Source organism: Mucilaginibacter terrae, assembly GCF_031951985.1.
GTDB classification, from domain to species: Bacteria; Bacteroidota; Bacteroidia; order Sphingobacteriales; family Sphingobacteriaceae; genus Mucilaginibacter; species Mucilaginibacter terrae_A.
The window spans coordinates 4739399-4762995 of record NZ_JAVLVU010000001.1 but is presented as its reverse complement, the minus strand read 5'-3'; the positions used below and the strand labels follow the sequence as shown (position 1 = coordinate 4762995).

Here is a 23597-nt window from a genome sequence, read left to right as displayed (position 1 = left end):
CTAAAAGTATTTTTGTTTTAAAGTTTCACCTACCGTGGGAGATTTAGAGGGTGCTACCAAGGCAGTTTGAATATCGATGCATATTTTTGCGCTCGTTTGCAACGAGTGCTTAATATGAGTTGGCGATTGAATCGCCTAACCACTATTTTTGCAGGCCGGAATTAACCCCATCTGCTTGACTTATATGCACATTGGTACAGTATGCTTCCGTATAACCGATTCTCAGAGCCTCTAATTTTCTCTATTCTTCATCTGGAATTTTAAAACCTTACATAGTAATCAGAATTTGTAAAACGAATCTATCAACTATACATAATAACCTAATAACTACAACATGGGCGTGCCCCGCCTGAGGCGGGTCGGGCTATTCGTTGCAAGTCCTCGTTTCGCTACGCTGCACTGTGGGCTTTCCACTGCTATCCCTCACGCAAACTGCAATTTAACTTCACAAGGAGATGCTAATTTTCATTAAAGTCTCCCCTCCCGGGGGAGATTTAGAGGGGGCAATGAGAGGGTTTGGGTGGGGCTAATTATTTAGTAACTTTGCCCTTTACAAAAAATGAAATTTAATTTAACCGCTCAAGATAAACTTTCAAAGGCCCGTGCCGGAGAAATTACAACCGACCATGGCGTTATACAAACGCCTATTTTTATGCCTGTTGGCACCGCCGGTACGGTAAAAGCCGTTCACCAGCGTGAGCTAAAGAATGATATTGAGGCCCAGATCATTTTAGGGAATACGTATCACCTTTACCTGCGTCCAGGGCTCGAAACGTTGGAAAAAGCCGGTGGCCTGCATAAATTTAACGGCTGGGACGGCCCTATTTTAACCGATAGCGGTGGTTACCAGGTATATTCGTTAAGCCAGGCGCGCAAAATAAAAGAAGAAGGTGTTACGTTTCGCTCACATATTGATGGCTCGAAGCATTTGTTTACGCCCGAAGCGGCCATGGATATCCAGCGTGTAATTGGTGCCGATATTATTATGGCTTTTGACGAGTGCACGCCCTACCCTTGCGATTATGGCTACGCCCGCCGTTCTATTGAAATGACGCACCGCTGGCTTAAACGCTGCTGCGACCGTTTCGACAGCACCGAACCTAAATACGATTACAGTCAAACCCTCTTCCCTATAGTGCAGGGATCGGTATATAAAGATCTGCGCGAGCGTTCGGCCGAGGTGATCGCGTCGTTCGGCCGTGAGGGTAATGCCATTGGTGGTCTTTCGGTTGGCGAACCTGCCGAAGAAATGTACGCCATGACCGAAATCGTGTGCAATATTTTACCGTACGATAAGCCACGTTACCTGATGGGTGTGGGCACACCAGTTAATATTTTGGAAAACATTGCCCTGGGCATTGATATGTTTGATTGCGTTATGCCTACCCGCAACGCCCGCCACGGCCTGCTGTTCACCAAAAACGGCATCCTCAACATGCGCAACGAGAAATGGAAGAATGATTTTAGCGTTATTGATGAAGATAGTGACCTATGGGTAGACCGTGAACATTCTAAAGCCTATTTACGCCACCTGATTACCTCGGGCGAAATGCTGGGCGCACAAATTGCCAGTTTGCATAACCTGCATTTTTATCTTTGGTTAGTGAACGAAGCCCGCCAGCATATAATAAATGGCGATTTTTACAGTTGGAAGAATGCCATGGTTAAACAATTAGCCCAGCGCCTGTAATGTTCAAATTTTTGGATAACTACATTAAAATCATCGATTGGTACATAATTAAAAAGTACCTGGGCACGTTCGTGTTCACGCTGTCGCTGTTTTTGATCATTATCGTAGTTTTCGACGTATCGGAGCATCTCGACGATTTTTTAAAGAGCAAGGCTCCGTTAAGTGCCATTGTATTCCAGTATTATGGTGGTTACCTGCCCTACTACGCCAATACGCTGCTTCCGCTCATCAACTTTTTGGCTGTGATATTCTTTACAGCCAAAATGGCTAATCAAACCGAAATTGTACCCATACTAAGCGGTAAAGTAAGTTTCAATCGTTTCCTACGCCCATATTTTATTGCCTCGGGTATCATCTTCGTGGTTTTCTTTTTAGGGAACGTTTATTTTATACCGCTTACCAACCAGTTGAGCGTTAAATTCGACGATACATACACCAACAGTACCGACCCTACCAAAAAGGAGCAGCACATGCAGTTGGATGAGCATACCTACGTTTACCTTGAAACATATGATAACGTGGTTAAAACGGGTTACAATTTTAGCCTCGAAAAATTTGATGGTGACGTTATGCGGCAAAAATTAACGTCGGACCGTATTACCTACGATTCGCTTAAACACAGTTGGACGTTTTTCAACCCCAAAATACGCTACGTAAACGGCTTGAAAGAAAAATGGGTGGAGCTGCCGCAAAAAGACACCATTATTGATATGCAGCCTTCAGATTTTGAAGCTAATAACGACATCAATACCAATATTTACCGCGCCATATCAACCCCCGACCTTACCAAGCAAATAAGCAAAGAAACCATACGTGGCACAGGCCGCCTGGTTGAACTCAAACTGGAGAAATACCGGCGCTTTATTTACCCGTTTTCTGCATTCGTGCTTACATTGATAGGTGTATCTATATCATCGCGCAAGGTACGCGGCGGTATTGGCTTGCCGCTGGGCATAGGTATCCTGCTCTGCTTTCTTTATATTGTGGTAGATAGGTTTGCCAACGTATTCTCGCTCAAAGCCGGTTTGCCGCCTATGATTGCGGTTTGTATACCCAATGTACTTTTTGGCTTAACCGGCCTTTACCTGTTGCGTAAAGCACCTAAATAGAGTGGTGAGAAGTGAATAGATAATCGTTAATAATCAATAGCGAATTAACTTTCATTCACTACTCAACCTTACATATTCAGCACTTATCAATCTCCAATCATTACTGACCACTCATAATTCACTGCTCACTAAATGTCAAAATCACCCGAACTAAATAAAAACCTGCTCATACTGCACTTCACAGTTTTTATATGGGGATTTACCGGCATTTTGGGAAAGCTCATCACCATTACAGCTGTTAATTTGGTTTGGTACAGGGTGCTTATCGCATCGGTTACGTTATTTTTATACTTTAAATTTAACAGGCAGAGCCTTAAAATCAGCAAAAAAACTTTTATTAACCTGCTACTTACCGGCATACTGGTAGGCGGGCATTGGATATTGTTTTTTCAGGCTATTAAGGTTTCAACGGTGTCGGTTACGCTGGTGTGCTTATCGTCGGTAACGTTGTTTACAGCTATTTTTGAGCCGCTAATTAAACGCAAACCGGTCTCCAAACTCGAAATTTTCTCCGGGTTGTTGATCATTGCTGGTATAGTGCTCATCTTCAAGTTCGAATCGCAGTATACGCTCGGCATCATATTAGGCCTTATATGTGCTGCTGCAGCCAGCTTGTTTTCTATTATTAACTCTAATTTAGTTAAACATACCCACCCTACCATAATTGGCTTTTACGAACTTGTAGGAGCATTTTTGTGGCTAACGGTATATATGCTGATAAGCGGCGGTATAGTCAATTTGCAAATACCGCATAATACAGATATAGGCTACCTTTTACTATTAGGCACCATATGCACCTCACTGGCTTACGTGGCCGGGGTGTCGGTAATGCGCGAAATGTCGGCTTTTAAAGTGGCCCTTATTACCAACCTCGAACCTGTGTACGGCATCATAATGGCCTTTATATTCTTTGGCGATCTGCATACCGTGAGTCTTGGTTTCTGGATCGGTGCAGTCATAATTTTGTCTACCATCTTCTTATTTCCGGTAGCGCAAAAGCAGGCTAACAAATAAAAACAGCGCAAAGTTCAGCGCATATAACAGCTCCTTTTTCATACACTAAGCATATCATTCCTTTATAAGTTGCCATCACAACTGGTAATCCTCGTTTGCCGCGGTAATGGGTTTTAGGAGATATATAAGCTCCACACTAAGCAAAGTGAGCGTATATATTTTTTGGCACTAATTAACTGCATACCGTTAAATTTCTCAAAGCCTGACCAATCATGTGCAGTAGTTACTAAAAGCTACGTACGGTGACTGACCTTCTCGACTTGCTGAATTCTATTGCCGTGAAGGCAATAGTTTAAACAAATCATTACGCGTATTTCATTCTCCCCTCTATCAATTCCAGCGCTAACTTTTCGACTAATCATCAATTTCTGTGAAATAGGGCAGACGCATTTTAAGCCTTTCTAAGCCCTTTAATTTTTGAGCGGTATACTAAGACGTTCTTCGAAATAAAATCCAACTGGGGCAGAATTCATTTTTTAGATAGTGTACTATTCAAATATTCTTTAAAGTCATCACATAGGCTATTTTTGCAAATACAAATCACTTTAATATTTAAAAATTAACGTTATATAAACTACATTATACAATGATTATCAGGTATATAAAAAATTATTATAAAATTTAACTTTACATACTTCAAATTATACAGCAGCAAAATTGCTAACATTATTAGCAAAAAGCATTTTATCTCAATATAAAATCACATATAGCATTATAAATCAACTATATATATTATTTATTATAAAGTAAATTTTCCATCATGTATTTTTGAAGCTATAATGACCTTAGTGTTTTGAAAGCTGTTTGAACAGAACTCAAATTTTGAGTGCAGGTGTGCCCCTATCTTCCTTTTTGTATACAGAATCAAAAAATGGCATCTTAAAACTGACAGAAATGGCGTACAGAACTTCACAGATTTCCACCTTATTCCACTAAAACTATACGCGGAATTTCATGATCGTGCTCCGGGTTGTGGCAAAAAATTTGCATCTTGAAATATCAAGTTTTAACAAAAACCGATATGAGTTTTAAGACCATCATTGCCCTCCTACTCCTCATTTTTATAACAGCCGTGTTGCTGCAAAATACCGACGAAGCTGAGTTCACAATTTTGTTTATACCTATGACCGTACCTAAGGTTGCTATGCTTACCTCGGTTTCGGTGAGTGCCTTTTTACTGGGGGTGCTGGTTGCCCGTCCGCGACGCAAGGCGCGCCGCGATGAGGATGATGACCTGGATAATGATGATTACATAAACGATGGCGACGGAAGACGAACCGATACACTAAGTGATGAAGACCGGGAATATATAAGCTGAGATAAAAACTCAATTATCCCATTGCGAGAAGCGATAACGACGTGGCAATCTCCTTACGTTTTAATAGCCAATAATTCAATCGCTTTTCAACATTGCATGTGGGATTGCCACGCTATCGCTTGCAACGACACGATGTGTAAAAAACCAAAAAAGTCATTACCCCGGGGCAATGACTTTTCTATATTATAAGAAATCTTAAATGTCTTATGCGTTCACCGTGCAGATCTCGCGAATTTTGGCGAGGGCAAAATCTACCTCTTCGCGGGTGTTGTATTTTGAAAATGAGAAACGCACTGCAGGGCGGTCGGGGTTAGCACCTATACCGTTCAACACGTGCGAGCCAATGTTAGTGCCCGAGCTGCAAGCACTGCCGCCTGAAGCCGAGATACCGGCAATGTCGAGGCTGAACAACAACATGTCGGCCATTTCCATTTCGGGAAAGGATACGTTGAGCACGGTGTACAAACTCTTATCAGCATCCGTATCGCCGTTAAAGTGTACGCCCGGAATTTGGGCCAATTGTTCCATCATATAGCTTTTAAGACCTTGTATATGCTCCTGGTGAGCATCCATGTCGGTATAAGCCATTTCTAAGGCTTTAGCGAGACCTACGATGCCGTATATATTCTCAGTTCCCCCTCGCATATTTCGTTCCTGAGAACCGCCGTAAATCATCGGTTTTATTTTCACTTTATGGTTTACGTACAAAAATCCGGTGCCTTTTGGTCCGTGAAGCTTGTGCGCGGCACACACTACAAAGTGGGCTTTAAGCTTGCTCAAGTCGTGCGGGTAGTGACCCATGGTTTGCACGGTATCGCAATGGTACAGGGCGTTGTATTGCTCGCACAGGTCACCTACGCGCTCCATATCGGTTAGGGTACCCAGTTCGTTGTTCGCATGCATAAGTGATACAAAACTGCGCTCATTATCTTTAAGTAGTTGCTCGAGGTGCTCATAATTTACGGCTCCTTTTTCGTCAACTTCTACAAAGCTCAGCTTAATGGTCCCCGCTCTTTCGAGTGCCTCCAGCGTGTGTACAACCGCATGGTGCTCAATGTGGCTGGTAATGGCATGGGTTAAACCATGATCTAAAATACCACAGCGAATGGCCGTGTTATCGGCCTCAGTACCGCCCGAAGTGAAAAATATTTCGGCAGGTGAGGTTTTAAGCAACGTGGCTACGGTTTTGCGCGCTTTTTCAATAAGCGAGCGTGCCTCGCGGCCATGCGCGTGTATCGACGATGGGTTGCCGTACTGGCTCTCCATCACCCTAACCATTTCCTTCATCACCTCCGGGTCCAACGGTGTGGTGGCGGCGTTATCGAGATAGACTTTCATTTTTTCAATGAGTGAATTAGTGAATGAGCGAATTAGTGATTATTATGGCTTTTGGCGGCTATTGTTTTTCGTGCCGATGACACTACTTTTAATATTTCCTTTGCCTCAACCATTAAATCGCTCACTTTATTTTGTTCTATAACTTGTGATTCAACTAAAATCTCTTACCAAAACAGAGATTCATCGGCTTCCTCAACTACAATGCAAATTTTTGAATAAAATTCGGCCTGCGAACGTCCGCGACATGCGGCCCGGTAATTTGCTCCGACTGAAGAAGCCGAACGAAGCAATTGCTTTCCTATCACTTGGGCTTCAACACTACGTGGCAACAGCCTGTATAAATTTATAATATCAATAACAAACCTTTTAGTTCGGTTCCTGAACTGTTCAGCAAACTCGCTTTTACCGTAATCTTCCATCCTGTTTAAGATTTAAAAATCACTCATTCGCTCATTCACTAAATCACTCATTGGCTATTATATATTTAAAATCCCTTTTATATCAGTTATGATCTGCTGTGCCAGTGCACCGGCAGCCGCCTCGTTCTCCGCTTCCGAATAGATGCGGATGATAGGCTCGGTGTTTGATTTGCGCAGGTGTACCCATTGCTTGTCAAACTCTATCTTTAATCCGTCAATAGTACTGTGCGGCTGCTGCATGTACTTCTCTTCTACCTTAATTAATAAGGCGTCGATATCCATACCGGCAGTAAGCTCAATTTTGTTTTTGGAGATGAAGTAGCTGGGGTATGATGCTCTTAAAGCCGATACCGACTTGCCGTATTTAGCCAGGTGCGTTAAAAACAGGGCTATGCCAGCCAGCGCATCGCGGCCGTAATGGGTTTCGGGGTAGATTACCCCTCCGTTACCTTCGCCGCCTATTACGGCGTTCACTTCCTTCATTTTAGTTACCACGTTCACCTCACCTACTGCAGCCGCATGGTACTCACCACCGGCTCGCTCGGTAACATCGCGCAGGGCACGGGTTGACGACAGGTTTGATACCGTGTTACCTTTGGTATGCTGCAGCACGTAATCGGCCACGGCAACCAGCGTATATTCTTCACCAAACATCTTACCGTCTTCGCATACAAAGCAAAGGCGGTCCACATCGGGGTCAACGGCTATGCCTAAATCAGCACCGGTTTCCAAAACCTCTTTCGATAGGTCGATCAGGTTCTCGGGCAGCGGCTCGGGGTTGTGCGGAAAGTGACCGGTTGGGTCGCAATATAGCTTATGTACGGTTTTAACGCCCAATGCTTCTAACAGCGCAGGTACGTAAATACCACCTGTTGAATTTACGGCATCAACCACTACATTAAAGTTAGCAGCAGCAATAGCATCTTTATCTACCAGTTTAAGGGCCAGTATTTCGTCGATGTGTTTTTGCAGGTAAGTATCATTAACGGTTACCATACCCAAATCATCAACATCGGCATAAGTAAAATCACTGCTTTCGGCAATTTCTAAAACGTGCTTACCCTCGGCATCATTAATAAACTCGCCGGTTGAGTTCAACAGTTTAAGCGCGTTCCATTGTTTAGGGTTGTGGCTGGCGGTTAAAATAATACCACCTGCTGCACCTTCGGCAGGTACGGCAACTTCTACGGTTGGCGTGGTAGACAGGCCCAGGTCAATAACATCGATACCTAAACCTTGCAGGGTGCCAATTACCAGGTTATTCACCATAGCGCCCGATAAACGTGCATCACGCCCTACCACAATTTTGCGGCTACCGGTTTTGGCAACCGCCCAGGCACCAAATGCCGAAGTAAATTTCACAATATCCAGCGGGGTTAACCCATCGCCGGCAGCACCGCCAATGGTTCCGCGTATGCCCGATATAGATTTTATAAGCGTCAAATGAGTAGTATTAAGCTACAAAAATAAAAATTATTGTGGATGCTAATGTAAAAAGCGTGTCGTATTTAAATCCCATTCTGCATCCTCCGAGGGTGAGAGAATTTTGAGAACGGGAAATGGCTATATTTGCTGGGGCAATTAAAAGCCGTCGTCATTGCGAGGAATGACGTTGGGCCGTGGCTCGTGGTTGAGATTATCACCAACCACACTGAAGTTTGCGTTAGGGATAGTAGCGTAAAGCCCGGAGTGCAGCATAGCGAAACGAGGACTTGCAGCGGATAGCCCGGTCCGCCTCAGGCGGAAACGCCCAATTATAGTGGATTTGTGAGTGGTTGATTGGGTTATGAGTTAAACGCCCACTGTCATTTCGAACGACAGAGAGAAATCTTTTCCAATTGGCAAGCTTTTCGCCTCGAAAGGATTTCTCTTGGGGTCGAAATGACAGGGCGGGATTGATACAATGTTAACCGAACGTTAGGCTAACGGATAAGCCAATCGCTTCGAAAAGATTTCTCGTACCTCGAAATGGCAAATTCGGGCAAACACATGAAATATATAGACAAAGAAATACATTAAATACATGCCCGATTTTTTACTGCAGTTAGACCGGCAACTTTTTCATTTTATTAATAATACGCTGACTAACCCGGTGTTTGATGTGGTGATGCCTTGGCTGCGTAATCCTAAATTCTGGATTCCGGTTTATGTATTTATTATTGGGTTTAGCATCTGGAAATACAAAAAGGCTGGTGCCTGGCTGGTTTTGCTACTGCTGATTACCGTAGGCGTGGCCGATTTTGGCAGTGCCACACTGATAAAAAAGCAGGTAAAACGCGACAGGCCCTGCCGTGATGTCGTATTACAAAAAACAATAATTAGCCGTGTACCCTGTGGTACGGGCTACAGTTTTCCTTCAACTCATGCAAGCGACCACTTTGCTATGTCGGTGTTTTTAGGACTGGTTTATGGCCGTAAATGGCGCTATATATGGTTTTTGGTGCTTTTATGGGCCACATTAGTGTGCTTGGCGCAGGTATATGTTGGCGTACATTTCCCGGTTGACGTTACAGTAGGAGCTATTTTTGGAGCGGTTATAGGCCTGGTTTTTGCAAAGGTTTTCAAGAAAATTCAACCTCAATTTTAATGTACTGGTATTTACTCCTGCTTTTTTTGTCGGCTTTTTTGGGTGGTGCGGCTGTGTTTCTGTTTAAGGGCGGCAACCACAAGCAGTTAAAACTGGTATTGTCGTTCAGCGGCGCCTATCTGTTTGCTATTACCGTACTGCACCTCATTCCTGATGCCTACCACGGCAACGACCACATGGTTGGGGTATTTATTTTAGGCGGGTTTATTTTCCAGATCGTATTAGAGCAGTTTTCGGACGGCATTGAGCATGGCCACATGCACCTGCATCAGCATGAAAAGGCGGTTTTTCCGTTAGGCATTATGGTGAGCCTGTGCCTACACGGGTTTTTAGAAGGCATGCCCCTGGCCGCCGGCTATAAAGAAGAACTTGTTTTTGGCATTGCACTGCACCATATTCCGGCAGCATTTGCACTGGGTACGGTATTGCTGGCTAACCATCAAAGCCGTGGCAAAACGCTGTTTTTTATTGCCCTGTTTGCCGTAATGGCCCCCTTGGGTTATTTTGTGAGCGATGCCATAAGCAGTGGTGGAATTGGCAACCTGCAACGCTACTTTAATCGTATTATGGGTGTGGTTATCGGTATCTTCCTCCATATATCAACTACCATACTGTTCGAGGCAGGTCCTGATCATAAGTTTAACCGCCGCAAACTGATCGCCGTGTTGCTGGGTGTTGGTATTGCGCTGGCGAGCTTTGTGGCGGAATTATGATTATGTCTTGAACCGGAATTTTAAGAATTTTGGGAATGGGCAGAATATATCTATGGTGTCACTTCAAAGCACAAGAATTGCTGAAAATTCTCTAAGCTTATCGCTCGTATAAGATTTGTCCTAATGTAATGACGATAGTCTTTTTGTTCTGCCCATTCCACAAATTCTTAAAATTCCAGTTCAAACTATTGCTCCTGATACTCCTTTTGCAACTCCAGTAAGCAGTTGGCACATAAGCAACCGTCATACAATTCGCTTACGTACTGTACCTCGTTTATGGTAAGCTGCACCTTGCTGCACTGGCATTTGGTGTACGAATTGGCCTTACACTCAAAGGTGGTGCGGCAGCGTTCGCATTGTATTACCTCGTGTTTATGAAATACTGGTTTGTGCATATAAGGCTACAAATATAAAAAGCCCCGAAGCTAATAGCTTCAGGGCTTGGTCACAATTATTGATTTTTAACTTAAAACTTGCTGAATTATGCGGAGCAGGTTACGCAACCTTCTTCCATTGAGCATGACGGACCTGCAGGTACATCGTTCTCTACAGTGGCTACTTCCGAAGGGATAACCGGGTCCATGTTTTTACCGCCCTGGTTCTCCACAGTAAATTTAACTGCTTGCGATGCTGCTTGTGTACGCAGGTAGTACATACCTGTTTTTAAACCTTTTTTCCATGCGTAGAAGTGCATTGAAGTTAGTTTTGACGCGTTTGGTGCGTTGATGAACAGGTTTAATGATTGCGATTGGCAAATGTAAGCGCCACGATCGGCCGCCATATCGATAATGTTACGCATCTTAATTTCCCATACGGTTTTGTACAGGTCTTTAATGTTTTGCGGAATTTCGGCAATATCCTGTACCGAACCGTTAGCGGTAATAATCTGGTCTTTCATGCGGCTGTTCCACAGGCCTAAATCAACCAAATCTCGCAGCAGGTGCTTGTTCACAATCACAAACTCACCACTTAATACACGGCGGGTGTAAATGTTTGAGGTATATGGTTCAAAACACTCGTTGTTACCTAAAATTTGAGAGGTTGATGCAGTTGGCATTGGTGCAACCAACAGTGAGTTACGTACACCGTTTTTAACCACGTCTTTGCGTAAGCTTTCCCAATCCCAACGGGTGCTGGCTGGTTGTACGTTCCACAAATCAAACTGGAATTTACCTTTTGACAGCGGCGAACCCTGGAAGGTTTCGTAAGCGCCATCTTTAATAGCCAGGTCTTTTGAAGCAGTCATTGATGCAAAGTAGATAGTTTCGAATATCTCTTTGTTCAATTGTTTAGCCTCTTCGCTTTCGAAGGGCATGCGCAGGCAAATAAAGGTATCGGCCAGGCCTTGTACACCTAAACCAATCGGGCGGTGACGCAGGTTTGAATATTCGGCTTCTTTAACCGGGTAGTAGTTGCCATCAATGATCTTATTCAGGTTCAGGGTAGCCTGGTAAGTTACTTCATAAAGTTTATCGTGGTCAAATGCACCGTTGATAACAAAACGTGGCAATGCTAACGAAGCCAGGTTACAAACGGCAACCTCATCGGCCGAAGTGTACTCCATAATTTCGGTACACAGGTTCGAACTTTTGATGGTACCTAAGTTTTGCTGGTTTGATTTGCTGTTGGCAGCATCTTTATATAACAAGTAAGGCGTGCCGGTTTCAACTTGTGAATCAAGGATGGCGTACCAAAGTTCTTGTGCTTTTACCTTTTTACGGGCACGGCCTTCACTTTCGTATTTAGTATATAATGCTTCAAACTCATCGCCAAAGCAATCGGCTAATCCTGGTGCCTCATGCGGACAGAATAAGCTCCAGTCCTCATTGGCTTCCACACGTTTCATGAACAAATCGCAAATCCACAGGGCGTAGAACAAATCGCGGGCACGCATTTCTTCTTTACCGTGGTTTTTACGCAGGTCTAAAAATTCGTATACATCAGCATGCCAAGGCTCTAAGTAAATAGCAAAGGCACCTTTACGCTTGCCACCACCCTGGTCTACGTAACGGGCGGTATCATTAAACACACGCAGCATAGGAATAATACCGTTGCTGGTACCGTTAGTGCCGCTAATGTATGAACCTGTTGCACGCACATTATGGATGCTTAGGCCAATACCACCGGCACTTTGCGAAATTTGCGCGGTTTGTTTCAGTGTATCATATATACCTTCAATGCTGTCATCCTTCATGGTTAACAAAAAGCACGACGACATTTGAGGTTTTGGAGTACCGGCGTTGAATAATGTAGGCGTAGCATGCGTAAACCAACGCTCGCTCATCAGGTTATATGTTTTGATGGCGCTTTCTACATCCTCCTTGTGGATACCTACCGATACACGCATAAACAAATGCTGCGGGCGCTCGGCAATACGACCATCAAGCTTTAACAGGTACGATTTTTCTAAGGTTTTAAAACCGAAGTAATCGAAACCAAAGTCGCGGTCATAAATAATGCTGCTATCTAATATATCGGCGTTTGCTTCAATTACAGCCCAAACATCATCGGCAATCAGAGACGCATTTTTGCCGGTTTTGGGGTCTTTGTAAGTATATAGCTTACGCATCGTTTCACTAAACGATTTTACGGTGTTTTTATGCAGGTTTGATACCGCAATACGCGATGCCAGTAACGCGTAATCAGGGTGTTTGGTGGTTAACGAGGCAGCAGTTTCGGCAGCCAGGTTATCCAGCTCTGAAGTGGTAACGCCGTCATATAAGCCTTCAATTACTTTCTTGGCTACGTCTACCGCATCAACCAAATGCGGGTTTAGGCCGTAACACAGTTTCTCTACACGTGCGGTAATTTTGTCGAACTTTACCGACTCAGTTCTGCCGTCTCTTTTTATTACAAACATCTTGGTAAGCTGTTAAGTGTTAATATGTTTTATTTATAGGTATATCTTTTTCAGTAGTAAGTAGTAAGTAGTAAGTAGTAAGTACTTAGTATTTTATTTTGCCGCCAAGCTAAATATCTTACTACTTTATACTAAGTACTTACTACTATCATTTAAAAATCCTCGTCCAGTGAGAACGCCTGGCTTGCAGGTTGTGCGTTTAATACACCGCTCTTTTGGTAATCACCAACACGTTTTTCAAAGAAGTTAGTTTTGCCTTGCAACGATATCATTTCCATAAAATCGAAAGGGTTAGTAGCGTTGTAATATTTATCGTAGCCAAGCTCCTGTAACCAGCGGTCGGCTACAAACTCAATATATTGGCTCATTAAATCGGCATTCATGCCAATTAACCTTACCGGCAGCGCATCATTTATAAATTCTTTCTCAATTTCTACGGCGTCTGTAATAATGCCGGTTGCTTCTTCTTTGCTCAGCTTGTTCTCCAGCATGCTGTACAGCAAGCAGGCAAATTCGCAGTGCATACCTTCGTCACGCGAAATCAACTCGTTACTAAAGGTTAAGCCCGGCATTAAGCCACGTTTTTTAAGCCAGAAAATAGAGCAAAAGCTACCCGAAAAAAAGATACCTTCAACAGCAGCAAAAGCCACCAGGCGCTGTGCAAAGGTTCCGTTATTTATCCATTTAAGTGCCCATTCGGCTTTTTTGCCTACACATGGCACGGTATCAATGGCGTGGAACAAACGATCTTTCTCGGTAGGATCTTTAACGTAGGTATCAATTAAGAGCGCATAAGTTTCAGAATGGATGTTTTCCATCATGATCTGGAAACCGTAAAAGCAACGGGCCTCTGGCACCTGTACCTCACTCATGAAATTTACCGCCAGGTTTTCGTTCACAATACCATCGCTGGCAGCAAAAAATGCCAGCACGTGTGAGATGAAATGCCTTTCGCCATCATTAAGATTTTCCCAATGTTTCTGGTCGTCCGACAGGTCAATCTCTTCGGCAGTCCAAAAGCTGGCTTCGTGCTTTTTGTACATTTCCCAAATTGCCGGGTAATTGATCGGCAGAATCACAAACCTGTCCTTGTTTTCTCTTAATAATAACTCGTTTTCCTGGCTCATATTGCGTAATTCATTTAGTATCGTATCTACCCCAAAAACTCGAAGCCGCACTAACCGCCAACCATTTTGATTGGAATTTGCATTTCTTCAAGTATATTGTTTTGGTTTTGGTTTAATCAACCGCACCTTTCGTGGCCAGCCGTAGGGGTTATTTTGGCTACCGTTCTGCCTCTCGGCAGGGCTGCAAAAACTTGCATAACAAATGTAGGTATCAGGGTTGAAAGTAGTAGCTAAGAGTTATAAACACGGGCTAAAAGTTATCCACAAATAATATGAATAAATTATTAACGCAGAAATAAGTAAAAACACAAGTACCTGTTTATCAATTATTTAAAATATAATGGAATTGTCATTCCAAAATAAGTACGCTAAATTATTTAGCCAGCATAGTACAAAACACACCAACTAAAACGCTAACCACCTGAAAACAAAAAGCCTGTGGAAAACAGGCTTAAATGTTGATAAATATTTGAAACTTTTTAGCGATTTACTATTCAGCTTTTTGAGCAAATAAAATATGGTTATTGCACCTCCTCAATGGGTACAAATTTCATCGAAACAGAGTTTACACAATGGCGGGTATTTTTAGGGGTGAAGCGTTCGCCGGTAAAAACGTGACCCAGATGTGCGCCGCAATTGGCACAAAGTATCTCTGTTCTGCGGCCATCGGCATCGGTTTCATGGCGCACGGCACCGGCAATTTCATCATCAAAACTTGGCCAGCCACAAAACGATTCGAATTTGCTTTCGCTGGTATACAGCGGTGTATCGCAACGGCGGCACACGTACAGTCCCTCTGCTTTATTGTTAAGCAGTTCGCCGGTAAAAGGCCGTTCGGTACCTTTATATAATATAATGCGTTCTTCTTCGGGTGTTAATTCGTTGTATTTCATATAAGCAATGAGTGAATTTTGAATGAGCGAATGAGTGATCACAGCATCTCATCCAACTCATATAAATATACTCAATTTAATGGGGAATAGTTTGTTATGTATACATGTTTACATGCTTTTGACGGAGGTGCTGAAAGTTCCAGGTGAGGAAAATATACAACGGCGGGAGAGTTTAAAGTTGTTTTTCTTGGAACATAAACTTGCGCTCGCCTGTGGCGAGTGCTTACAATGGGTTGGCGATTGCATCGCCCTCTTGCGTTATAAACGCAAACCCATTATAAGCACTCATTATAAATGAGCGCAATTCAATATCCTTGCCCTCCTATCTCACAACACACAACCGACAACTAACAACAAAACACCCTTCGCTCCCCGCTCCAAATCCCCCGCTCCGCTTAAACCCCTCTCCGCTTCTTCTCCTTAATAATCAAATTTAGTTCGCGGCTCATTTGCCCGGCAATAGCCGTATTTTCATTAGCACGACGGAACAGGTATGGCATTACGGCTTTCACCGGTCCGTACGGTACATATTTTACTACGTTGTAACCTGCATTAGCCAGGTTAAAGCTCAAATTATCGCTCATGCCCAGCAGTTGTGAAAAGTATACGTGCGGGTGGTTATGCGGTATATGCAGTTGGTTCAGCAGATCGGCCAGGAGGCGGCAGCTTGCTTCGTTGTGAGTACCGGCCACCGTAGCAATACGGTCAACATGCTGCACGCAAAAGCGTAACGATTCATCGTAATCACGGTCGGCCGAGGCCTTATCAGGTTGAATGGGAGACTCATAGCCCATTTCGGCGGCGCGCTTGCGCTCTTTTTCCATATAAGCGCCACGCACAATTTTTACGCCGAGGAAGAATTCCTCGGTACGGGCCACGTCAAAATCAACTTTTAATGAAGCCAGTTTATCATGACGATATAACTGGTACGTGTTAAATATAATAGCCTTATCCTTATTATAACGGCGCATCATGCTCAGGGCAAGGCGGTCAATAGTGAGCTGAATCCAGCTTTCTTCGGCATCTATCATCACCGGGATGCCTGCCTGGTAAGCCTTATAGCAAATGGCCTGCACACGGGCCTGTACCTTTTGCCATTCCTGCTCTTCGGTTTCAGTAAGGGTTTCGCCAGTATCTAATTTCTCTAACAGGCCCAAACGGCCCACACCGGTAATTTTAAATACAGTAATAGGAATAGCAGGGTCGCCGGTGGCACGTTCAATGGTGCGGATAATTTCGTCGCGAGTGTCGTCAAACACTTTTTCGTCTTCTTCACCCTCTACCGAATAATCTAAAATAGTGCCCACGCCACCTGTGTACAGGTTTTTAATGGTGGCATCACACTCGGCAATGGTTTCGCCGCCGCAAAATTGTTTAAATATGGTGGCCTTAATAATACCTTTAATGGGCAAGCCTATGTTCATGGCAAAATTGGTCATGCCCGGACCTATCTTTACTAAAAAATTATTGTTGATGGCTTTAAACAACCAGTATGCACGGTTTAAATCGGCGTTGGAAGCATGTTTAAAGGCAATTTCGGTATTTTCAAATGAGAGCCTCCCCTTTGCGGGAGCAGACGGATTTTGTTCAACAGACATGGGTGCAAAATTAGAAAATCAAACTGATAACTCGTTTTTTGATACAATAGTTTATTTTTGCGGCCACCATGATTGAATTTAAACTCGAGGGCGACTTTATTCCGCTGATACAATTGTTAAAAGCAACCGGATTAGTACACACCGGCGGCGAAGCGCAAATTGTAGTAACCGAAGGCGAAGTAAAGTACAACGGCCAGGTTGATTACCGCAAACGCCTTAAAGTAAAAAGGGGCGATGAGGTCGAATTCAGGTCGCAAAAAATTGTGGTGGTTTAGTTTATGGATACGATCAATAGTATTAGTTACCCCGTTATTTTTAAAGATACCCTTACCCAACTGGTAAATTTTATTGAACAAGGTAACTACTCCCGCTTTTTTATATTAACCGATGAGCATACCGGTGAACACTGCCTCCCCCTGCTGCAAGAGCGTTTAGAGCACCTTAATAACAGTTACGATGTGATTGAGGTAAACGCCGGGGAAGAAAGCAAGAATATTGACTTTTGCGCAGGTATATGGAAAATGCTGATAGATTTTGGTGCCGACCGCCACAGCCTCATGATTAATCTGGGCGGCGGTGTAATTGGCGATATGGGCGGCTTTGCGGCCAGCACCTACAAACGCGGAATTGACTTTGTACAAGTACCCACTACCCTATTATCGCAGGTAGATGCCTCGGTAGGCGGTAAAACCGGTATAGACTTTGATAACCTCAAAAACATCATCGGCACCTTTACCCAGCCCAAAGCCGTTTTTATTGAGCCAGCATTTTTACAAACCCTGCCTCAGCGCCAAATACTATCGGGCTATGCCGAAATGCTGAAACATGGCCTTATACAAGATGCCGCATACTGGAGCGAGTTAAAAGGAGCAGATATAAATGCAGCCCCGGCCCCTGAACTGGTTTATCAGTCGGTAGCTATTAAGAACAAGGTAGTGGTTGATGATCCGTTTGAGAAAGGTTTCCGCAAGTGTTTAAACTTTGGGCACACGGTGGGCCATGCCGTTGAAACTTACTCATTACTAAACGATGGCAGCAAGCATCTCACCCACGGCGAAGCCATTGCCATAGGCATGATTTGCGAAGCCTGGCTATCACACAAAAACGCAGGTTTAACTACCGACGAGCTTAACGAGATCACCACGGTACTCAACAACCTGTATCCCCGCTACGAGCTCGATGAAACATGCCATTCGGTATTGCACAGCTTAATGAAAACCGACAAAAAGAACCAAAATGGTAACATCAACTGCACTTTACTTAACAAAATAGGCGAGTGCAGTATTGACCATATCTGCACCGAAGAAGAACTCTGCGATAGCCTGCGTTACTACGCGGGACTGTAAATATTATTTCCCCTCTGAGAGGGGCTGGGGTGTACGATTTACAACATGCATCACAAAAAAATGTCGAATCTCCTCCGCCTTAGGCGGAGGAGATTCTATACACCCTGCTAAATTAGGCGTATAAGATTCCTCCTTAGGTCGGAATGACATTTTTTTTAACCCCTTCCCCCACCGTGTCATTGCGAGGAGCGGAAAGGGGAAGAGCAATGGGGCGACGTGGCAATCTCCGTAGCATTGTTAGAATTGCATGCGGAGATTGTCACGCTACCGCTCGCAATCGCACAATTTTAATAACTAAAATAGAGCGTGCTCCGCCTCAGGCGGACCGGGCTATCCGTTCCGTTACAAGTCCTCGTTTCGCTACGCTGCACTGTGGGCTTTCCACTGCTATCCTCACGCAAACTGCACCATCTTGCTAAAATGAAATTTAAAAGTGCTAAACTACCGCGGTGTATTACTATAATTCAAAACCGCCTTTCTCACCCGCCATGTTGTCAACCTAAATTCAAACAAAAGCAATAGCCAGTAAAAGGCATAAATCCCACTTAAAGGCAACATGCCTCCAGTTTCTCCCCTACCCCGAAATAAATAATACAACACCCAACAACAACGGGAGGGTAAACATAAAAAACACCATCATAGATACGATAGCAAATCTTATTTGATAATAACATTCGGCACCATCGGCAGGGAGTTTAATAATAAGCTTGGGCAATAGTTTTTCGGGTGATGCCTTAATGCGGGTAAAGGTTAAATCAGTCTTTCCCTGGTAACCTATAAAATACTTATCGGTGCCAATATCACTTACAGCTGATGCAAAATCTAATGGCGAGGTTCTTTTTAACGCGACCTTCCGCATGGCAGCTTCTAATTGTTGAGGTGTGCAATTTGGCAGGTATATCTTTTTAAAATAGAGCATGGATAAGATTTAACATACTAAACTAATATTAATTTACCTTCCTCAAAATTCTCACACTATCTTTTCTCTCTCTAACTCCTCAGTACCGGTGTCTGGGCCTGCATCGTTTACATCTTGGCTATACCAATAAGGCCCCAAAAGTTTAAATACACGCCACCTGCTTTTGTTAATCAAACTAAAATTCAACTGCCGTTTTACAGTCTTTACAAACTGTTTTAGCATTTGTGCTTTTTCATCATCTTTTACCTCACCAAATGCCGTATCGTTTATTCTAATCTGCTTTCCGTTTTTAAACAGAATGGAAATTGATATGTATGCAAGCGTTCGTTCATCATAATTATGGCTATAAATGCCCTTTACATCGCGTTTTAAATATTCTTTAAAATCTCTTCCATTTGTGGCTATGTACATCCGCTTCCGGTCGAAATAAATAATTATTTGTTTTGATGATGCACGCATAACTCCTGTCATCAAAACAAATAAAAGCAGCACGGTTAAGCTCATGCCAGCCATACCCAAGTACGGATAAACGTAAATACCGTAACCTCCTATTATTGGAAACCCTATTACTACCATTAAAAGTGTTAACCTAAGCGGCGAATAGGTAATCACCTTGTTGAAAGTGAATTCGGGGGTACAATATTTTTCCATATGCACATCAATTCGGTTGCTGTATCATAACAATTTCTGTTATACATTGATTGCATCGAGTAAAACATAGTACCATAAAGCTAACAAGCCTCTTCCTACTCCTCCAATCTACTCTCCCTCGCATGCGCTTCATACTTCACCTCCAAACTTGGCTTTACACCGCTTAGCAAATAAATAGCTGTACCGTACGCATATTCGCGCGATAGTTTGTTTTCGATACCGGCCATGCGTTTGTAGCTGTCAACATCGGGTGCAAGGTCGCTTACATCATCGTCGTCGCTTATGTATATGATGTAATCGGCATTGAGCTTTGCGGGTGCCCATAGGGCAAAGCTGCTGTTGAGGCAAACCACTTCGGGCAGGTTGTAGCGTTTGCGGTAAACGTGCAGGGCACCGGCTTCGCCGTAACTGTCGGCAAATATTACGGTGCGCTTTTGCTGTTCGGGGGTTAGCGAATAATATATTTTAGCGGTTTTGGCGGCCATTTCATCCCAGGCAAACATGTCGGCATAGTCTTGCGTGGTGCGGTGTTTTTTGTGATCTTCCCAAGTAATGGCAAAATCCATAAAAGGCAAATGTTGGTGATAGTACTCAAAAAAACTGAGTGTTTGGTTAATGGTGAATATGGGCAGCACCACGGGTAACAAAAGCAGATTAGGCGCTATTACCGCAAAGGCCGTTACACTCCGGCCTATGTAATTTTTAATCATATATGCAATGCTAAAACCTCCGGCAGCAAAAAGCATAGGATAACCGGCCAGCAGGTAATAAGCCTTGCCCTTCATCAACAATAAAAAGGCATATACCAGCAGGTAGGCAAATCCCACAAAGCGATAGGTTTTAAGGCTATGGTGAAACAGTAAAAATCCCAAACCAACGAGCCACACCACTGCCGATACGCCGTGCAGCATAAACTGCTGCATTACAAAATCCATAGGATTTATGTAATCGAGCTGTTGCGTTTTAAGTTCGCCCATGTGTTTAGCAATGGGCCAGTGATGGATGTATTGCCATAATACGTTAGGCAAAAACACGAGCGTGGTGATAGCAACGGCTATCAATACTTCCTTACGAAACAATACCCGGCGTTGCGGACTAATCAACACACCTAAAATTAGCGCCCCGGCATAAAAGCCCATGGTATACTTATTGAGCAGCCCGAAACCCATAGCGGCACCCAGCCCATACATGTATTGAGGCTTATTTGTGTTTACATACTTAACGGTCAAATAAGCCGCCATGAGCCAAAAAAACTGATCGAACACTACGGGTTGGAACAGGTATCCACTGGCCACCATTCCCGGCGAAAATATCATACACAGACAGGCTACGGCAATGGCAAAACGCCGTCCGCCAAACTCAACAGTTAGCAAGCCGGTAAACCACACCATCAATGCGGATGCAATGGCCGGGAACACCCGCGCTGCAAAAACAGCATCGCCAAAAACAGCGGTGCTTATTTTAGCCAGCAGGGCAATGAGGGGCGGTACTTCCATGTAGCCCCAGTCGAGGTGGTTGCCCAGGGTGAGGTGCAGCAACTCGTCGCGGTGAAAGCCGTAATGACCGGCGGCCAGCATATTGAGCAGCAATTTAAGAGCGACAAAGAGCAGGATGAAGGGTGCGTAATTTTTTTCCGGTGAAGATGATGAAGCTTGCATGACAGGGTTTTGCTAAAAATAGCATTAAATTGAATACTTTGCACATCCACATGAAACTGCATATTAAAAACATGGTTTGTCGCCGCTGCATTATGGCTGTTGAGGCCGAGTTGCAGCAAAGCGGCTTTCATGCCCAACATATTGAACTGGGTGAGGTAACCCTTACCGAGGAACTCGACGCAGCGCAGCTCCAAACACTTAATAACCGCCTCAAACACTTAGGTTTTGAGCTGATAGACGACCGTAAAAGCCGCCTGGTAGAGAGAATGAAGAACCTCATCATCGACCTCGTTCATCACTCCGAAAATAGTTTGAGCATTAATCTATCGGCACATTTGGCCAGTAAGTTGAATTACGAGTACAATTACCTGAGCAACTTATTCTCCGATACCGAAGGCACCACAATTGAGAAATACTACATTAGTCAGAAGATCGAAAAGGTAAAAGAACTGCTCATTTACGACGAACTTACCTTAAGCCAGATTGCCGACCGAATGGGCTACAGCAGCGTAGCTTACCTGTCGAGCCAGTTTAAAAAGGAAACGGGCTTAACGCCCAGCCATTTCAAAAACATTAAAGACAATAAGCGCCGCAATATCGAAGAACTGTAAATTTTGAAAACCTATCCCTGAATTGTATAAACGTAGGGTTATTGTATATCGTACATTTGTATGATGAAACATACCTATCAAGTAACCGGCATGACGTGTGCCGGTTGTCAATATAAAGTGCAACACCTGCTAAGCCAGGTACCCCACGTAACCGAAGCTGTGGTAGACCTTGACAAAGGCCAGGTTACCGTTGCCATGGATGCACACGTAAACACGCCCGTTTTACAGGATGCCCTTAAAGAATATCCGAAATACCAGCTTACCGATGCCCCGGCCGCTCACCAAAGCCCCATTAGCGGCACCATGAGCCTGGAGCCAGAAGACAAGCGCACCTGGTTTGAAACCTACAAGCCCATTGTGCTCATCTTTTTTTACATCACCACGGTATCTGTTATAGCTGGTTCAACCCTATTAGGGTTTGATGAATTGATATTCATGCGTGTGTTTATGGCGGGATTCTTCCTGGTGTTTTCATTTTTTAAAATGCTTAATCTCGATGGCTTTACCGATAGTTATGCCATGTACGATGTGATAGCCCGTAAGTTTAAGGGATGGGGTTACATTTACGCCCTGCTCGAACTGGCTTTGGGTTTAGCTTATGCCACCAATTTTAACCCGGCAATTACCAACCTGGTTACCCTTGTGGTAATGAGCGTAAGCATAATAGGCGTACTGCAAACCGTACTGAACAAAAAAGTTATCAAATGTGCCTGTTTAGGCGCAGTGTTTAACCTGCCCATGAGTACGGTTACCATTATTGAGGACGGATTAATGATTATAATGAGCGGGTTAATGCTGTGGTTAATGTAACACCCGGCAATACCCAAAACATATCATTTAGTTTTAAGCTTTTGAATACTTTGTTTTCTTTTTAATTAATGTTTTTGGCACGATTTTGAATGCTATACAGGTAACATTAACTTTAAAAAACATCACTATGAGATCATTATTGTACATCATTGCCGTTATCCTGATCATAGGTTGGGCAATCAGCGTATTTGCTTATTCAGTAAGCGGTTTAATTCATATTTTAATTGTACTGGCGGTTATTTCGCTGATATTGGGTATGTTCAGAGGCCCATCGTCTTCGGCAATATAATTTGCCAAAAGCAATAAATTTTAAAAAGCGGCTCTCTTTATACAGGGGGCCGCTTTTTTGTATAAAAAAATGTACAATACCTATTAACCTTCGGTAAGCTCAATGCGGCAACGCTCATTGCTAATGAGGCGCAGGGCTTCTTCTATTTCCGAATCATTTTTTATGCGGGCTTGTTCCTGGTTGTAATATTTGGCCAGTTCTTTACGGTGATAGGCTTCGTAAAAGCGTTTAATTTCGGTACGGGTTTGTAATATCAGTCCCGGAACCTTGGCGGGCATATGGTCCTCTCCCATGGCTACCATGGTAAAATAGCTCGAGTTGGTATGCTTAATTTCTTTGGTCTTGATGTTTTCGGTTTGTACACGGATGCCGATCACTATGGATGAATTACCCACATAGTTTACCGAGGCCAGCAGCGAAACCAGTTCGCCCACCTCAACCGGCGCCAGGAAGTTAACCGTATCAACAGAAACCGTTACGCAGTAATTACCAGCGTGTTTGGCGGCGCAGGCGTAAGCAACCTTATCCATTAGCCCTAAAATTATGCCCCCGTGCACTTTGCCTCCAAAGTTGGAATATGAGGGTATCATGAGTTCGGTTAGCGTGGTTTGTGAGTAGGGTACGGTTTTGTAGTCTTCCATGTTATA

23 protein-coding genes are annotated in these 23597 nt (G+C 43.7%); 11 read left to right on the top strand and 12 right to left on the bottom strand.

The annotated features are described in order from the left end of the window. Nucleotides 1-559: 559 nt before the first annotated feature. From tgt to QE417_RS20410, 4 genes are all read left to right on the top strand, one after another. The gene (tgt, locus tag QE417_RS20425) at nt 560-1690 is read left to right on the top strand and encodes a tRNA guanosine(34) transglycosylase Tgt (protein ID WP_311953069.1); all 1131 of its coding nucleotides are present in this window, start codon (nt 560-562) and stop codon (nt 1688-1690) included. Beyond that, the gene (locus tag QE417_RS20420) at nt 1690-2799 is read left to right on the top strand and encodes an LptF/LptG family permease (RefSeq protein WP_311953066.1); all 1110 of its coding nucleotides are present in this window, start codon (nt 1690-1692) and stop codon (nt 2797-2799) included. The genes tgt and QE417_RS20420 overlap by 1 nt, the downstream gene beginning before the upstream one ends. Before the next feature lie 132 nt (nt 2800-2931). After that, nucleotides 2932-3813, top strand: a complete 882-nt coding sequence (locus QE417_RS20415; protein ID WP_311953063.1) for a DMT family transporter — start codon at nt 2932-2934, stop codon at nt 3811-3813. A gap of 1021 nt (nt 3814-4834) precedes the next feature. Next, the gene (locus tag QE417_RS20410) at nt 4835-5131 is read left to right on the top strand and encodes a hypothetical protein (RefSeq protein WP_311953061.1); all 297 of its coding nucleotides are present in this window, start codon (nt 4835-4837) and stop codon (nt 5129-5131) included. A gap of 204 nt (nt 5132-5335) precedes the next feature. On the opposite strand, the gene QE417_RS20405 is transcribed toward QE417_RS20410, so the two are convergent. The 3 genes from QE417_RS20405 to glmM all read right to left on the bottom strand — a co-directional run bounded on the left by QE417_RS20405 (nt 5336) and on the right by glmM (nt 8331). Beyond that, complete coding sequence (locus QE417_RS20405) at nt 5336-6469, bottom strand: cysteine desulfurase family protein (RefSeq protein WP_311953059.1); 1134 nt, start codon at nt 6467-6469, stop codon at nt 5336-5338. Nucleotides 6470-6633: 164 nt separating this feature from the next. Continuing rightward, nucleotides 6634-6888 (bottom strand): four helix bundle protein, encoded by a 255-nt coding sequence (locus tag QE417_RS20400; protein ID WP_311953053.1) that lies wholly within the window; start codon nt 6886-6888, stop codon nt 6634-6636. Nucleotides 6889-6945: 57 nt separating this feature from the next. Further along, nucleotides 6946-8331, bottom strand: a complete 1386-nt coding sequence (glmM, locus tag QE417_RS20395; RefSeq protein ID WP_311953052.1) for a phosphoglucosamine mutase — start codon at nt 8329-8331, stop codon at nt 6946-6948. A 580-nt stretch (nt 8332-8911) separates the two neighbouring features. On the opposite strand from glmM, the gene QE417_RS20390 reads away from it, so the two are divergent. Next, complete coding sequence (locus QE417_RS20390) at nt 8912-9475, top strand: phosphatase PAP2 family protein (protein WP_311953049.1); 564 nt, start codon at nt 8912-8914, stop codon at nt 9473-9475. After that, nucleotides 9475-10188, top strand: a complete 714-nt coding sequence (locus tag QE417_RS20385) for a ZIP family metal transporter (protein WP_311953047.1) — start codon at nt 9475-9477, stop codon at nt 10186-10188. The genes QE417_RS20390 and QE417_RS20385 overlap by 1 nt, the downstream gene beginning before the upstream one ends. Nucleotides 10189-10373: 185 nt before the next feature. Here the strand turns inward: QE417_RS20385 and QE417_RS20380 are convergent, their stop codons facing one another. The 5 genes from QE417_RS20380 to QE417_RS20360 form a co-directional block, all read right to left on the bottom strand. Further along, nucleotides 10374-10583 (bottom strand): cysteine-rich CWC family protein, encoded by a 210-nt coding sequence (locus tag QE417_RS20380; protein ID WP_311953045.1) that lies wholly within the window; start codon nt 10581-10583, stop codon nt 10374-10376. 86 nt (nt 10584-10669) lie between these two features. Further along, on the bottom strand, nt 10670-13048 hold the full coding sequence (locus QE417_RS20375; RefSeq protein ID WP_311953043.1) for a ribonucleoside-diphosphate reductase subunit alpha: 2379 nt from the start codon (nt 13046-13048) through the stop codon (nt 10670-10672). Nucleotides 13049-13200: 152 nt separating this feature from the next. After that, nucleotides 13201-14175, bottom strand: coding sequence for a ribonucleoside-diphosphate reductase small subunit (locus tag QE417_RS20370; RefSeq protein ID WP_311953041.1), 975 nt, complete (start codon nt 14173-14175; stop codon nt 13201-13203). Nucleotides 14176-14696: 521 nt separating this feature from the next. Then, entirely contained in the window at nt 14697-15068 is a 372-nt protein-coding gene (locus QE417_RS20365) for a methionine-R-sulfoxide reductase (protein ID WP_311953038.1), read from the bottom strand. Between the two features lie 395 nt (nt 15069-15463). Next, the gene (locus QE417_RS20360; protein WP_311953035.1) at nt 15464-16666 is read right to left on the bottom strand and encodes a proline dehydrogenase family protein; all 1203 of its coding nucleotides are present in this window, start codon (nt 16664-16666) and stop codon (nt 15464-15466) included. Between the two features lie 68 nt (nt 16667-16734). On the opposite strand from QE417_RS20360, the gene QE417_RS20355 reads away from it, so the two are divergent. Beyond that, nucleotides 16735-16941, top strand: coding sequence for an RNA-binding S4 domain-containing protein (locus QE417_RS20355; protein ID WP_311953033.1), 207 nt, complete (start codon nt 16735-16737; stop codon nt 16939-16941). 3 nt (nt 16942-16944) lie between these two features. Next, complete coding sequence (gene aroB / locus QE417_RS20350) at nt 16945-18012, top strand: 3-dehydroquinate synthase (RefSeq protein ID WP_311953030.1); 1068 nt, start codon at nt 16945-16947, stop codon at nt 18010-18012. A 574-nt stretch (nt 18013-18586) separates the two neighbouring features. Here the strand turns inward: aroB and QE417_RS20345 are convergent. The 3 genes from QE417_RS20345 to QE417_RS20335 all read right to left on the bottom strand — a co-directional run bounded on the left by QE417_RS20345 (nt 18587) and on the right by QE417_RS20335 (nt 21240). Beyond that, the gene (locus QE417_RS20345; protein ID WP_311953027.1) at nt 18587-18931 is read right to left on the bottom strand and encodes a hypothetical protein; all 345 of its coding nucleotides are present in this window, start codon (nt 18929-18931) and stop codon (nt 18587-18589) included. 51 nt (nt 18932-18982) lie between these two features. Then, nucleotides 18983-19450: a hypothetical protein gene (locus tag QE417_RS20340; protein WP_311953024.1), complete on the bottom strand. Its 468-nt coding sequence runs from the start codon at nt 19448-19450 to the stop codon at nt 18983-18985. A 227-nt stretch (nt 19451-19677) separates the two neighbouring features. Continuing rightward, nucleotides 19678-21240, bottom strand: a complete 1563-nt coding sequence (locus QE417_RS20335; protein WP_311953020.1) for an ArnT family glycosyltransferase — start codon at nt 21238-21240, stop codon at nt 19678-19680. Nucleotides 21241-21290: 50 nt separating this feature from the next. Here QE417_RS20335 and QE417_RS20330 point away from each other — a divergent pair, with 50 nt between their 5' ends. The 3 genes from QE417_RS20330 (at nt 21291) to QE417_RS20320 (ending at nt 22950) form a co-directional block, all read left to right on the top strand. Continuing rightward, complete coding sequence (locus QE417_RS20330; protein ID WP_311953016.1) at nt 21291-21851, top strand: helix-turn-helix domain-containing protein; 561 nt, start codon at nt 21291-21293, stop codon at nt 21849-21851. Nucleotides 21852-21911: 60 nt separating this feature from the next. Beyond that, complete coding sequence (locus tag QE417_RS20325) at nt 21912-22661, top strand: heavy-metal-associated domain-containing protein (RefSeq protein WP_311953013.1); 750 nt, start codon at nt 21912-21914, stop codon at nt 22659-22661. 127 nt (nt 22662-22788) lie between these two features. Further along, nucleotides 22789-22950, top strand: a complete 162-nt coding sequence (locus QE417_RS20320) for a lmo0937 family membrane protein (RefSeq protein ID WP_311953011.1) — start codon at nt 22789-22791, stop codon at nt 22948-22950. Between the two features lie 83 nt (nt 22951-23033). Here the strand turns inward: QE417_RS20320 and QE417_RS20315 are convergent, their stop codons facing one another. Beyond that, entirely contained in the window at nt 23034-23591 is a 558-nt protein-coding gene (locus tag QE417_RS20315; protein WP_311953008.1) for an acyl-CoA thioesterase, read from the bottom strand. Nucleotides 23592-23597 lie beyond the last annotated feature (6 nt).